Below are 12,704 nucleotides of genomic sequence, written 5' to 3'. Positions count from 1 at the left end.
CGGTTTGATGAGGAGGGGCTGGCTATACACCAGTCCTTTACTCTAGTCAGCTAGTCACCGGATTTCATCCGCGAACAGCGGTTTAAATCAAGAAATCTGGGGACAACAGCGGCCGGAAGCCCAAAACTTCTCTGGAGTCACGGCGATCCCATACTGATAAACTACAGGAGGAACTTATCAATGAACGCAGGAAGAGAGATACTTAGAACCATGGAATTCAGCCACGAGCTGGATGTGCTGCACAACTACATTACACAATCCAAGATGCCGGTACGCAAAAGCGACTCCTTCGATAAGCAGGTTATGCTGCTCGAAGAAGCCCAGGGTGAAAAAGCGTTCCAATCCACCTACAAAAGGATGAAGAAGGTCAATCTCCTGTCCGGCCTGTTCGCCCTGCCGGTGTTCCTGGTCATTGCAGTTGCCGTGATCTACGGCAGGTACATTAACCGGGGATATGATGTGTTCGGCTACTTCATGGATCATCCGGTGCTGTATATCGTACCTGCCGCGCTGATCGTGGTGACGCTGGTGCTGGCCGTGTACCATTCGGCACTGCGGCGGAAGCTGTACGGCCGGATCTACCCGGAGCTGAAAAGAAAGCTGGGACTAAACGCCGCCTGACGCCAGGCGGCGTTTAGTCCTTGTATAGGAAACTATAGTTTCCTGGCGCTGTGGAAAAGGTGTGTGTAGAGTGACTTTGAAGCTGAATGTGGCGGAAGATAGACTTAGAACCTATAGAAGTGGATGTTTACAGCGGCATAAGGACTAATGCGAATGGATGTGAAAAACAGCATACATTGTGTTCGCAAGCAGGCACACGATCTGAATGTATATGAAAAACAGCATACATAATGCTCGCAAGCAGGCATATGAACTGAATGGATGTGAAAAACAGCATACATTGCGCTCGCAAGCAGGCATATGGACCAAATGTATGGCGAAAACAGCATACATTGTGTTCACTCGAAGGTAATCTTATTTATCCGTTAGGATGATTTAGTCCATCCCCGGACTGCGCTGCATCTCGGGTGCGGCAATGCGCATCGTGACCCTCGCGCCGCCGGAGCCAGGGTCATTGCTGAGGCTCAGCCTTCCCCCATGCTGCTCAGCCACAGAGCGCGCAATATAGAGTCCCATTCCGTGATGTTCCCCGGAGCTGCGGCTGGGATCGCCCCGGTAGAACTGGCTGGTGGCCTCCCGGAGGTCGGCCGCCGAGAAGCCGCTGCCGGTATCGGTCACCGTGAACTGAACCGCCTCCGGCCCGCCCTGGATAAGCAGGGCGATGCTGCCCCCGGGCGGGGTATGCTCGGCGGCGTTGGTGATCACGTTCATCATGCCACGCAGCAGCAGCTCCTTGTGAATGAACAGGAATTCCGGCAGCTTCTCCTGCCGGATAGAGGCCTTCAAGTCCCTGCCTGCCGTGAGGGCCTTCATCTGCAGCTCCAGCTCGGCTATGATCTCCGCCGCCGGGACCAGCGCCTTCTGGCGGGAGGAGCCGGCCTGCTGGCTGGACAGGTCAATGACCTCCTGCACGAAGGCTTCAATGTCTTCGGCGCTGCGGCGGATATAGCCGCTGTATTCACGTTGCGGATCCGTCTCTACAATCTCCTGCAGCAGCTCGGCATTGCCGCGGATAATGGTCAGCGGCGTCTTGATGTCGTGGGCCAGCGCCGAGATCTGCTCTCTGCGGGAGCGCTCCAGCTCCCACTGCTTCTCCAGTGAAGTCTGCAGTGCCTCCTTCATCCGGTCCAGCGAGCCCAGCACCTCATCGATCTCCACGATGCCGCTGGGCTGGACGGCGAACTCCAGATTCTCACGCCGGATGTTCTCGGTTGCTTCCTGCAGCCCGGCCATCCGCTCCGATAGCTTCCGGCCGAACCGGGCCGCGAGCAGGGCGGCCATCACCAGGAACCCGAGCACGAAGAGCAGGGGGCCCAGGAGCTGGGGATTCGGCAGCGCGCTGCGCAGCAAGGGCGAAGCATACTGTGGCGTCAGGACATAGCGGAAAATCCATAGCTCCTGCCCATGCTCAGCGGTGGTATAGTAGTAGGCGCTTCTGTTGTTCCCCTCCCGGATAATTCTCCAGGCCTCTTCCGCCTCTTTAGCCGTCAGATTACCGGCCAGCGGCTTCCCGTCCAAGGTGAATACGGTGTACTCCAGCCGGTCCGGGACCCGGGGAGCCGTATCTGTTCCGCCAGCAGCCAACTGCTGCTTGAACTGGGCGATGGCCTTCTCCTGATAGTTGGCAGGCAGCAGCGCCCCCCGGGCGAACGCCATTGTGAATACGCCAAGCAGCCCTCCCAGCAGCAGAATGGTACCCAGACTAAGCAGCAGCAGGTATTTTAAGAAAAAAGTGCGCAGGCGCACGGCTTTACGTTGTCTCACAGCTTCCACTTGTATCCGATCCCCCAGATGGTTTCTATGGCCTCCAGCCCGTGCCGGGCCAGCTTGGCGCGGATATTCTTGATATGCTCTGTTATCGCACTGCTGTCACTGTCCCCGTCCATCCCGAAGACCCCTTCATAGATATGGTCCTTGGAGAAGACCTGGCCGCGGTGGCGGGCCAGGAATTCGCAGATTTCATATTCGCTTTTGGTCAGCAGGACCTTGTTCTCGCGTACATACAGCTCCTTGCCGGAGAGGTTCATCCGCACGGGGTCCAGGTACAGCATATTGCGCCGCTCCCGCCCTTCCCGCCGGAGATGGGCCTGAATCCGCGCCCGCAGCGCCCCGATACCGAAGGGCTTCGTAATATAGTCATCCGCCCCCAGCCCGAGTCCGTACATCAGGTCCGTCTCCTGTGTCTTGGCTGTCAGGAACAGGATCGGGCAATCTACCGCGCTGCGGATCTCCCGGCAGAGCGTGAAGCCATCCACTCCCGGCATCATCACATCCAGCAGAATCAGATCATACGCCCCCAGGTCGGTGCTGTGCACCTCCGCCGGATTGGAGATGGTGGTGACCAGATGCTGGTCTGTGCTCAGTGCGTTATGAATCAGGGAGAGGATGGCGGGTTCGTCGTCTACCACAAGTATTTTGGCCATATCATGGATTCCCTCACTTATAGATTTGGAGGCTAGTTATCCGCCGAGCGGCCCTCCCACTTGTAGAACCATAACATACTGAGCAGGCTTGCGGCTATTGTTCCTCCTATACAAATAGATATGCCAGTACCCAGTCCCGTTTCGGCAAAAGGCAGCCGGCCTTCTGAATGATGAAGCTCCAGCAGGGACAGGAAACGGCCGCCCCAGGCGAAGGGGATATACGGCCACAGGATATCGCCAAGACCGGTAAGCATCAGGGCAGCTAGCAGGCTTCCCGTAATCCCTATGCCGATGGAGACGCCCCGGCCAAACCGCAGGCTGAGCGCGAAGTGAATCAGATAGAGCAGAATATTGCTGGCGAACAGGATTACGGCCCCGGTCAGATAAAAGAGTATGCCGTGCCGGTCCTGCGCCAGCATTCCGGCAAAGCCCAGGCTGAACAGGACAAAGATTAGCAGAACAGCCCCCAGACTGAAGCCCAGCAGGAGCAGCAGCTTGCTTGCATAGGTGGTGCTTCTTGCCGCAGGCAGGGCCAGCATTCCCTGGAACCCTCCGGCCGCGGCCTCCTGCTCCGCCGCCATCGCACAGACCAGCCCGATGAGGGTAGGAAACGCACAGGCGACCGCCTGCATGAATGCCATCACTTTAACCCCTTCGCTGGCAGAGGAGATGGAGTAATAGGCTATGAACAGAGCAGCCCCAATTAGCGGAGTCAGCAGATGGGTCAGGAGAAACGGGGTACGCCGCATTTTGAGCAGATCGGCTCTGAGCAGACCCGGCAATGTACTCATGCTACTTCGCCTCCTGTTTACGGAACCATAAGGTGGTCAGCAGGAACAAAAGGGCGAACCATCCAAGGGAGACCAGGGTACCCGGAAGAATCATATCCGTGCTGCGCAGCGGGCTGTCCGCCGGGACGGGCAGGCCGTTCGGCAGGATAGACAGCACCGGGCACATGAGCCTGAAGGTTATGGTATAAGGAATGTAATCCCACAAGCCGCCCCTGTCGAATTCGACTACCCCCAGTACGGTGCCGAACAGGTTCAGCAGGATCGCTGCGAATAACCCGAGGCGGGCAGCCAGGAACAGGCACAGCGGAATCTGCCACAGGCAGGTGAGAAAAATCAGTATGCTGCCCGCCAGGCTGCTCCCCAGTGGAATGGTCTGGCCGAACAGTAGGCCCCCGGCGGTCACGCCAATCAGGAACACGGCTAGAGTAGTGAGCAGCCAGCCCATACAGGCGATGATTTTACTGGCCCAGAGCGTTCCTGGGGTAAAGGGCAGGGCCAGCAGGCTGCGGTATTTCAGCTTGGCATCCTTGAGCAGCGCCAGCGAACAGGCCAGGCTCAGCGCACCGGGCAGGAAAATCGTGTACCACCAGTTGTAGGAGCCGTTCTGGAACAGGCTGCCGCCCATGAGCACCGCACACAGCAGAATTGCAACCGCAGGGGCAAGCCAAGTCAGCTTGGGAATGAAGGTCCGCCGCCATTTCAGGCGTTCGGCCCGGATTATATTAAGCATGAACCGCACCGTCCCTCCGGTGGGCTGCGGCGACCTGCATGAACAGTGCCTCCAGATCCTGATCCGGGGTGATAGGACCCTGGTAGCCGAGCACGCCGCCCGCGATGATGCCGATATGGTCTGCTGTCTGCTCCACCTCGGAGAGCAGGTGGCTCGACAGGATGACGGTGATTCCCTGCGCCGGGAAGGAGCGGATCAGCTCCCGCAGCTCCTGAATCCCGATCGGGTCCAGCCCGTTCGTGGGCTCGTCCAGAATCAGCAGCTCCGGCTGGTTCAACAGGGCAATTGCGATGCCGAGCCGCTGCTTCATCCCCATGGAGAATTGCCCGGCCCGCTTCTTCCCGGTTGCGGTCAGATCTACAATTCTCAGCACCTCATCGATGCGCGACTGCGGCAGTCCGAGCGCCAGTGTGCGCACCTTCAGATTCTCCCGGGCGGTCAGATTCTCATACAGCGGCGGTGCTTCAATTAACACCCCGATGCGGGTTAAGTCCTGCCGGGTCCATTCGTGCCCCTGGAAGCGGATCGTTCCGGAATCGGGGCGAAGCATTCCCGTAATCATTTTGAGCAAAGTCGATTTGCCTGCCCCGTTCGGGCCGAGCAGCCCGTAGACGGAATTGCGTGCAACCGTTACTGATACGTCGTTTACGGCGGTGTGGCGCTTGAAGCTTTTACACAGGTTCTGTATTTCCAGAATAGATTCTTGCATGGTCATCTCATCCTTTCTTCCCCTTCACTCTACAAGGAGATTCTAAGGATTCTGTAAGGATGACATGGCAGAGCCCCTGCCTGGGTGAACAGGAGGGGCTCTGTGTAGACTTTGCAACAGCCGCAAAGAAGAGCTTAACGCCGCCGGAAGGCGCCGCTGCGGGCCAGGGCAAAGAAAATCAGCAAAGCGATAATCGCCCCGATAACTGCCGGGATGATATGGAAGCCACCCACTACGGGACCCCTTGGACCCAGCAGTTCCGTGCCCAGCCAGGAGCCGATGAAGCCTGCGATTACATTGCCCAGCACACCTCCCGGAACGTCACGGCCAATCAGATTGCCGCTCAGCCAGCCGATGAGTCCGCCGACAATGAGCACCCAGAGCAGATACATTGATTTGTCCCCTTTCTAGTTGGTTTATTCAAGGTATGTTGAAAAACGGATAAGGTGAACCATCTGGTGAAGGTTTATTTTTGCCAAGCTCTAACAGGACCTTCCGGCAGGGAGATTAGCTGCCTTCCGGAGTGTTAATATTAGGTATAGGAGGAGGGAGCGGATGAGCAGAATTCTTGTGATTGATGATGAGGCGGCCCTGCGGGACCTGATTGAGCTGGTGCTGCGCAGAGAGAATTATGAGGTGAAGACAGCGGAGAACGGGAGTGCGGGACTGCTGGCGCTGGAGTCCTTTCAGCCGGATCTGGTGCTGCTGGATCTGATGCTGCCGGATTGCTCGGGCTACGACCTGTGCCGGGAGATCACTAAGCGCCAAGCAGTCCCTATCATCATGCTGTCGGCCAAAAATGAGATTATCGATAAGGTGCTGGGGCTGGAGCTGGGCGCCGAGGATTATATGACCAAGCCGTTCGATAACCGGGAGCTGCTGGCGCGGATCAAGGTGGTGCTTCGAAGAGCGCAGAGTAATGACCCGAAGCCGGATGAGGAAGAGACCCGGATTACACATGAGGAGCTGACATTCGATCTGGAGACCCGGGTGGTGCAGAAAGGCGGCGTTCCGGTAGCTCTGACAGCCAAGGAATTCAGGATTCTGGAGACGCTGCTGAAGCGCCCGGACAAAATTTACACCAGAGAAGAGCTGCTGGAGATCGTCTGGGGTTATGACTTTATGGGGGACAGCCGCAGCGTGGATATGACGATTATGCGCCTGCGAAAGAAGCTGGAGGATGACGCGGAGAATCCGAAATACATCCGGACCGTGTACGGCTTCGGGTATCAGCTTGGAGGTGGCCCGTCCTGAAATACGCTACCCGGCTGGTGTTAATGTATCTGCTGTTCTCGGTGCTGTCCTTTGCCGTGATCATTATCTCTATTAATAAGGCGATTGACTATTTCAGCTTCGTCACGATCGAGAAGCAGATGATGGAGAAGGCCGATCTGGGCGAGATGTCCTTCCGGGAGGTGCTCTCCAGGCACGAACGGGAGGTGGAGGCGGGAGAGATGGAGGAGGTAGCGAGAAGTGCGCTGGAGACGTTAAAAGCCTCCGTCAAGGAGGTGCGCATCTACGACAGCAGCCAGAAGCTGCTGGGACTCGCCGTGGACGGGATTGTGATTAATAACAAGACTCCCGTTATTTTTCCCGGGAATATCCAGAACGCCCTTAAGGGCAATTATGCGTACACGGTCTCTGAGGATTACCTGCTGTACTTCGCGGTTCCGATCCAAGACAAGTATTATCAGAACAGCTATGTGTACGAGTTCGTGGAGGATATCTCCTATTTCTATACGATAATGGATCAGATCCGCTATATCCTGTTCGCGGGTGCGGGAGGGTTCATTATCCTGATTGCGCTCTCCAGTATCTTCATCGCCCGCAATACAACGAAGCCGATCAAATATCTGCTGGGCGCTACGGAGAGCTTCTCCAAGCAGCAGTTCCGCGAGGTTCAGCTGAACCGGAAGGATGAGCTGGGGATGCTGGCTTCCGGCCTGAACCGGATGGGGGTTCAGCTCAGCGGATATATCGAGCACCAGAAGCAGTTCGTTTCGAACGTATCCCATGAGCTGAAGACGCCGCTCGCCGCCATCAAAGGCTTCTCCCAATACCTGTACGAAGGTGAAGACGAGGATGAGGAGCTGCAGCGGATTTATTTTCATCTGGTGAATGAATCGGACCGCCTAACCCGGCTGGTCAATGAGCTGCTCATGCTGTCGCGCTTCGACAAGGCAGGGCAGGACGGCATCGATGCCGAGAAAATGGACTTGACGCAGCTGGCTGCGGAGGTAGCCGCCGGAATGAGGGGTAAGGCGGACAGCAAGGGAATTACGCTTACGGTCCGGCAAGGGCCGCCGGCCTTCGTTAATGTCAATCAGGTGCTGATGTCCCATGCCATCGCTAATGTGCTGGACAACGCGATTAAATACTCCGGCCCCCATACCACTATAAGCATTACCACTGCGGTCCGGCAGCAGGAAGCCGTCGTGCAGATCAGCGATCAGGGCATCGGAATCAGCGCGGAGGAGCTTACCCGTGTGCAGGAGCGGTTCTACCGGGCAAGCAATGCCGGCGGGGCAGGGGGAACGGGGCTGGGGCTGTCCATCTGCAAGGAAATCGCTGAGAAATTCGGCGGACAGCTGGATATAGAGAGCCAGCTCGGCACGGGAACGACCGTTACCATCCGTCTGCCGCTCCTGTGACATGACGTTACAAGAATGATACAACTCTGTTATTACACTAATAAATGCTTTTCGTATACTAACCTCATACCAAACAAACAACGCGTTCATCGCGTACATCCATGGAGGGATAACTTATGGGAACATTTAAAAAACCGGCAGCGCTGCTGCTGCCCGCAGTATTATTAATGACACTTCTGGCCGGGTGCCAGTCTGATTCAGCCGCTCCGGCGGCCACCCCTTCGGCAGAATCTACAGCTGAGGCGGCAGCCACGGCGGCACCGGAGGCTTCGGCTACTCCTACTGAGGAGCCTGCAGCGACTGAAGCAGCTGCTACAGCGGCACAGGCTTCGGCCACCCCTGCGGCTTCAGCGGGCAGCTCGGAGGCGATCAAGGAGGGAACCATCGAGAAGGAAGGAAATGTGGTTCTGAAGGAGCTGGCTTTTGTCTATAAGGACCATACCATTGCCCTCTCGGACATTGTAGATGATGCTAAGTTGGAGAGTATGCTGGGCAAGGCAACGGCGAAGAAATCGCACACGTATTCCTTGGATGACGGTAAGAATATGGATACCCTGATCGGCAGAACAGAGAACACGTATACCTTCCCGGGCCTTGAGATTAAGACGATTGATACGGGTGACGGCAAGCAGTTCTACATTTTCAACATGAAGATTACCGATCCGAAGTACACTACGGTCCGTAATATCAAGGTCGGAGACAGCCTGGATACACTCAAAAAAGCCTATCCCGAAGGCAAGCTGACCGGAGACGGGGGCTCTGAGAAAGAGGATGACTACCGGTTCGCCCCAAGCAACTATGTGGATTACATGCTGTTCCATGTGAAGGGCGAAAAGATTGAAAGCATAAGCATCTCTACTCTGCTGGACTAAATCAGTCCCCTGATTCAGCAGGATAACTGAACAGCCCTGCCGCTTCACGGCCTGTAACGGTCATGGAGCGGTCAGGGCTATTTTATTCCACAGGAGCCGGCTCCAGCACCCGCACCGTCTCCCCTTCTACCAGCTCAGGCAGATAGTAGGTGCTGTTTTTCAGGTCTTTTTTACCCTGAAGCTTCTTAATGACCCATTCAGCGGCGTCGCGGCCCATTCTCTCCTGCGGGTGGGTCAGCGTCGTCAGCTTGATCCCCGCATTCTTGGCAATATAGGAATTGTCCTGCCCGATAATCGACAGCTCCCCCGGAATCGAGATCCCCAGCTCGCGGCACACCTTGACCACCTCCAGCCCCACCTCATCGTTATAGCAGACGATAGCGGTCAGCACCTCTCTGTTCTCTGTCAGGAATTGCTCCAGATTGGCCGACAGATCCTGCTTGGATTCGGTATCAAAGGAGAGGACCTGCTCCGGGTGGAAGCGCAGCTTGGCCTCGCCGAGCGCCTTGATGTAGCCCTTCATGCGGTATTTGCCCTGGAGATCGTCCATTTTGGCAATAATCCCGATCTGGGTGTGGCCCTTCGCGATCAGCTCCCGGGTCGCCAGATAACTCGACTGTACGTCATCCAGACAGAAGAACGGCACCTCCAGCTCCTCATAATAAGCATTGATCATGATGAACGGGACGTCCTGCTCCTTGAACGACAGGTAGTAGGCGATGTTTGGATTGTACAGGTTGCTCTTGGTCGGCTCGATGATCAGCCCGTCTACCCCGTAGGACAGCATCATCTCCAGCGCTTTTTTCTCCTGGGCGACATCGTTATTGGTGCTGGCGAGCAGCAGCGAATAGTTGTCCTCGTTGAGCCTGCCTTCAATCCCCCGGATAATGGACGGGAAAATATAATCGGAGAGGTAGGTAGTTATTACACCGATGGTCCGTTTGCCTGCGCTGTTCCCCGATTTGGACCGGAACTGGTGGGTGACATAGGTGCCCGAGCCTTTTTCGCTGCGCAGGAAGCCCTCGTTGGACAGCTCCAGAATCGCCTTCCGCACAGTCTGGCGGCTGACGCCGTACATCTCCTGCAGCGCCGATTCGGTCGGAATTTGTTCGCCCACACTGTAGGTGCCGGACAGGATGTTGCTTTTGAGCTCATCGAATATGATCTGGTACTTGGTTCGCACACGGGTCACTTCTTTCATAGTTGTTCTTATTTGGAGTGGATAAATTATTGTAGTTGTACGTACATATTATAGCTTGAATATAAGCTTTATATCCCTGTATGTCTACCATATATACTGAATTGCGTAAAATGAAGGTGATTTTCCGGTAAATTTGTAGGTATATCTTATATCTATTATTGACAAATGTACGAACAAAAAATATACTAAGGCTGTTCGTAAAGGAAGCGCATTCTTTCGATTCATCATAAGTAACACAGTTTGGTTCAGAGAGGAGTCACGCATGGATCAGAATATCAAGCAAGCGATACTTCAGGGAGAGACTTCACTGGGTATCGAATTTGGGTCCACACGCATCAAGGCGGTCCTGATTGACCGGCAATTCGGGACCATTGCAGCGGGAAGCTATGAGTGGGAGAACCTGCTGGAGGGCGGATACTGGACGTATCCTTTGACGGATATTATGAAGGGGCTGCAGGCGGCTTACCGTGAGATGAAGCAGGAGGTCCTGGAGAAATACGGGGTGACCGTTGCTTCGATCGGTTCGATCGGATTCTCGGCCATGATGCACGGATATATGGCGTTCGACAGCGCGGGCGAGCTGCTGGTTCCGTTCCGGACCTGGCGTAATGCTACAACCGGTGCTGCGGCCAAGGAATTAACAGAGCTGTTTCAGTTCAATATTCCCGAGCGCTGGACCATTGCCCACCTGTATCAGGCGATTCTGAACGGGGAGGAGCATGTTCCGCAGGCAACGTTCGTAACGACGCTGGGCGGATATATTCACTGGCTGCTGACCGGCAGCAAGGCGATCGGAATCGGCGATGCCTCCGGGGTCTTCCCTATAGATGAAGCTTCGCAGGATTACCATCCGGCGATGGTCCGCCAGTTCGACGAGCTGATTGCCGCCAAGAACTATCCTTGGAAGCTGAGCGATCTCCTTCCGAAGGTCTATCCTGCAGGCGAGCAGGCTGGTGTATTGACCGAGGCCGGTGCGAAGCTGCTGGATGAAGCCGGGGACCTCCAGGCTGGTATTCCGCTCTGTCCGCCGGAAGGCGATGCCGGAACCGGAATGGTTGCCACGAACAGTGTGCGCAAGCGCACCGGTAATATCTCGGTAGGCACCTCCGTATTTGCGATGATCGTGCTGGAGAAGGAGCTTAGCGCAGTCTATCCGGAGATTGATATGGTCACTACCCCGGACGGCAGTCCGGTGGGGATGGTTCATGCCAATAACTGCTCCAGCGATATCAACGCCTGGGTCGGACTGTTCCGTGAATTCTCCGAGGCAATGGACTTCAAGGCTGATCCGGCGCAGGTATTCAGCGTGCTGTTCGGTAAGGTGCTGGAGGCGGACGCCGATGGCGGCGGGCTGCTCAGCTACGGCTATTTCTCGGGTGAGAACATCACCGGGCTGGAGAAGGGGCGGCCGCTGTTCGTCCGTTCGCCGGAGAGCCGCTTTACGCTGGGCAACTTCATGCGGACGCATCTGTTCTCCGCTTTTGGCGCGCTGAAGATCGGGATGGATATTCTGACCCGCAAGGAGCAGGTATCGATCGACAGCATTCTGGCGCACGGCGGCCTGTTCAAGACGCCTGTAGTGGGGCAGCGGATCGTGGCTGCGGCAATGAATGTTCCAGTGTCCGTCATGGCCACAGCCGGAGAAGGCGGCGCGTGGGGTATGGCGATTCTGGCCTCATATATGAAGAACCGGGAGGCGCAGGAGCGTCTGGACGACTTCCTCGACCAGAAGGTGTTCAAGGATATTGAGGGCGAGACGATTCATCCGGTTGAGGCGGATGTGAAGGGCTTCGAGCTGTTCATGGAACGCTACACGGCTGGGCTGGCGATTGAGCAGGCTGCTGTAGATCATCTGGTAGAGAACGGGAGGAATTAAGCAATGCTGGAGCAACTGAAGGAAGAGGTATTCGAAGCGAATCTGGAGCTGCCTAAGCACGGGCTGGTCAAATACACCTGGGGCAATGTGAGTGCGGTGGACCGGGCCAGCAGCCTGTTCGTCATCAAGCCGAGCGGGGTCAGCTACGACAAGATGAAGCCGAGCGATATGGTCGTTGTAGATTTTGACGGCAATGTGGTTGAAGGGGAAATGCGGCCTTCGTCGGATACAGCCACCCATGCTGTACTCTACAAGCATTATGCCGAGATCGGCGGCATCGTGCATACGCATTCCACCTGGGCGACCATCTGGGCGCAGGCCGGATTGGACGTTCCGGTCATGGGCACGACCCATGCAGACACCTTCTATGGTTCTGTACCGTGCACCCGGTTCCTGACCCAGGAAGAGATTGACCGCGGTTATGAAGCAGAGACCGGGCATGTGATCATTGAGACTTTTGAACAGCGTGGGCTGGATGTGATGGCGATTCCCGGCGTGCTGCTGAAGGGCCACGCGCCGTTCACCTGGGGCAAGGATGCCCATGCTGCCGTCATGAACAGTGTCGTGCTGGAGGAAGTGTCGAAGATGAACCTCTTCGCCCGCCAGCTCAACACCTTCGCCGAGGAGCTGCCGCAGCGGATTCTGGACAAACACTATCTGCGCAAGCACGGCAAGGACGCGTATTACGGGCAGAAGTAAGTGACTTGCAAGTAAATGGAAGAGCGAAAAGAAGCGGAGGGGAAATTTGGAACTATAGGAGCGGTAGCGTCCGCCTGAAAGCTTTCCGCAGGAAAGCTCACTTCGGAAGCAGCGTGCCCAGCAAAGCGCGC

Annotated in this window: 13 protein-coding genes; 6 read left to right on the top strand and 7 right to left on the bottom strand. The window is 56.2% G+C overall.

The annotated features are described in order from the left end of the window. Positions 1 to 180 precede the first annotated feature (180 nt). Positions 181 to 621, top strand: a complete 441-nt coding sequence (locus K1558_RS32510; RefSeq protein WP_238656256.1) for a DUF6097 family protein — start codon at positions 181 to 183, stop codon at positions 619 to 621. A gap of 375 nt (positions 622 to 996) precedes the next feature. Here the strand turns inward: K1558_RS32510 and K1558_RS33135 are convergent, their stop codons facing one another. The 6 genes from K1558_RS33135 to K1558_RS32480 all read right to left on the bottom strand — a co-directional run bounded on the left by K1558_RS33135 (position 997) and on the right by K1558_RS32480 (position 5,666). Further along, positions 997 to 2,385 (bottom strand): sensor histidine kinase, encoded by a 1,389-nt coding sequence (locus K1558_RS33135; RefSeq protein ID WP_238656255.1) that lies wholly within the window; start codon positions 2,383 to 2,385, stop codon positions 997 to 999. Next, positions 2,382 to 3,044, bottom strand: a complete 663-nt coding sequence (locus K1558_RS32500) for a response regulator transcription factor (RefSeq protein WP_238656253.1) — start codon at positions 3,042 to 3,044, stop codon at positions 2,382 to 2,384. The genes K1558_RS33135 and K1558_RS32500 overlap by 4 nt, the downstream gene beginning before the upstream one ends. Positions 3,045 to 3,076: 32 nt before the next feature. Beyond that, complete coding sequence (locus K1558_RS32495) at positions 3,077 to 3,835, bottom strand: lantibiotic immunity ABC transporter MutG family permease subunit (protein ID WP_238656251.1); 759 nt, start codon at positions 3,833 to 3,835, stop codon at positions 3,077 to 3,079. 1 nt (position 3,836) lies between these two features. Further along, on the bottom strand, positions 3,837 to 4,565 hold the full coding sequence (locus K1558_RS32490; RefSeq protein ID WP_238656249.1) for a lantibiotic immunity ABC transporter MutE/EpiE family permease subunit: 729 nt from the start codon (positions 4,563 to 4,565) through the stop codon (positions 3,837 to 3,839). Next, positions 4,558 to 5,274, bottom strand: coding sequence for a lantibiotic protection ABC transporter ATP-binding protein (locus K1558_RS32485; protein WP_238656247.1), 717 nt, complete (start codon positions 5,272 to 5,274; stop codon positions 4,558 to 4,560). The genes K1558_RS32490 and K1558_RS32485 overlap by 8 nt, the downstream gene beginning before the upstream one ends. Before the next feature lie 134 nt (positions 5,275 to 5,408). Then, positions 5,409 to 5,666 (bottom strand): GlsB/YeaQ/YmgE family stress response membrane protein, encoded by a 258-nt coding sequence (locus K1558_RS32480; protein ID WP_238656245.1) that lies wholly within the window; start codon positions 5,664 to 5,666, stop codon positions 5,409 to 5,411. Between the two features lie 163 nt (positions 5,667 to 5,829). Between K1558_RS32480 and K1558_RS32475 the strand changes: the two genes are divergently transcribed. From K1558_RS32475 to K1558_RS32465, 3 genes are all read left to right on the top strand, one after another. After that, positions 5,830 to 6,528: a response regulator transcription factor gene (locus K1558_RS32475; protein WP_238656243.1), complete on the top strand. Its 699-nt coding sequence runs from the start codon at positions 5,830 to 5,832 to the stop codon at positions 6,526 to 6,528. Positions 6,529 to 6,551: 23 nt separating this feature from the next. Beyond that, positions 6,552 to 7,925 carry a sensor histidine kinase gene (locus K1558_RS32470; protein ID WP_238656241.1) on the top strand — a complete coding sequence of 458 codons (1,374 nt, stop codon included), beginning with the start codon at positions 6,552 to 6,554 and terminating at the stop codon, positions 7,923 to 7,925. A gap of 116 nt (positions 7,926 to 8,041) precedes the next feature. Beyond that, on the top strand, positions 8,042 to 8,797 hold the full coding sequence (locus tag K1558_RS32465) for a hypothetical protein (protein WP_238656240.1): 756 nt from the start codon (positions 8,042 to 8,044) through the stop codon (positions 8,795 to 8,797). Between the two features lie 82 nt (positions 8,798 to 8,879). Here K1558_RS32465 and K1558_RS32460 read toward each other — a convergent pair whose 3' ends face one another. Then, a complete protein-coding gene (locus K1558_RS32460; protein ID WP_238656238.1) occupies positions 8,880 to 9,980 on the bottom strand; it encodes a GntR family transcriptional regulator in 1,101 nt (366 codons plus the stop codon). Between the two features lie 280 nt (positions 9,981 to 10,260). Here K1558_RS32460 and K1558_RS32455 point away from each other — a divergent pair, with 280 nt between their 5' ends. Together K1558_RS32455 and K1558_RS32450 are read left to right on the top strand one after the other, a co-directional pair. Further along, complete coding sequence (locus tag K1558_RS32455; protein ID WP_238656236.1) at positions 10,261 to 11,874, top strand: xylulokinase; 1,614 nt, start codon at positions 10,261 to 10,263, stop codon at positions 11,872 to 11,874. Between the two features lie 3 nt (positions 11,875 to 11,877). Further along, positions 11,878 to 12,573, top strand: a complete 696-nt coding sequence (locus K1558_RS32450; RefSeq protein ID WP_238656234.1) for an L-ribulose-5-phosphate 4-epimerase — start codon at positions 11,878 to 11,880, stop codon at positions 12,571 to 12,573. Positions 12,574 to 12,704 lie beyond the last annotated feature (131 nt).

This window comes from Paenibacillus piscarius (assembly GCF_022234545.1).
Classification (GTDB): domain Bacteria; phylum Bacillota; class Bacilli; order Paenibacillales; family Paenibacillaceae; genus Paenibacillus_AQ; species Paenibacillus_AQ piscarius.
Note: the sequence above shows the minus strand (reverse complement) of the source record. Positions and strands in the feature narration are given on the sequence as shown.

What these genes read in the sequence shown, in the direction of transcription:
- K1558_RS32510 (WP_238656256.1), top strand. Translation starts at nt 181, where the DNA reads ATGAACGCAGGAAGAGAGATACTTAGAACCATGGAATTCAGCCACGAG.
- K1558_RS32500 (WP_238656253.1), bottom strand. Translation starts at nt 3,044, where the DNA reads ATGGCCAAAATACTTGTGGTAGACGACGAACCCGCCATCCTCTCCCTG.
- K1558_RS32495 (WP_238656251.1), bottom strand. Translation starts at nt 3,835, where the DNA reads ATGAGTACATTGCCGGGTCTGCTCAGAGCCGATCTGCTCAAAATGCGG.
- K1558_RS32490 (WP_238656249.1), bottom strand. Translation starts at nt 4,565, where the DNA reads ATGCTTAATATAATCCGGGCCGAACGCCTGAAATGGCGGCGGACCTTC.
- K1558_RS32485 (WP_238656247.1), bottom strand. Translation starts at nt 5,274, where the DNA reads ATGCAAGAATCTATTCTGGAAATACAGAACCTGTGTAAAAGCTTCAAG.
- K1558_RS32480 (WP_238656245.1), bottom strand. Translation starts at nt 5,666, where the DNA reads ATGTATCTGCTCTGGGTGCTCATTGTCGGCGGACTCATCGGCTGGCTG.
- K1558_RS32475 (WP_238656243.1), top strand. Translation starts at nt 5,830, where the DNA reads ATGAGCAGAATTCTTGTGATTGATGATGAGGCGGCCCTGCGGGACCTG.
- K1558_RS32470 (WP_238656241.1), top strand. Translation starts at nt 6,552, where the DNA reads ATGTATCTGCTGTTCTCGGTGCTGTCCTTTGCCGTGATCATTATCTCT.
- K1558_RS32465 (WP_238656240.1), top strand. Translation starts at nt 8,042, where the DNA reads ATGGGAACATTTAAAAAACCGGCAGCGCTGCTGCTGCCCGCAGTATTA.
- K1558_RS32455 (WP_238656236.1), top strand. Translation starts at nt 10,261, where the DNA reads ATGGATCAGAATATCAAGCAAGCGATACTTCAGGGAGAGACTTCACTG.
- K1558_RS32450 (WP_238656234.1), top strand. Translation starts at nt 11,878, where the DNA reads ATGCTGGAGCAACTGAAGGAAGAGGTATTCGAAGCGAATCTGGAGCTG.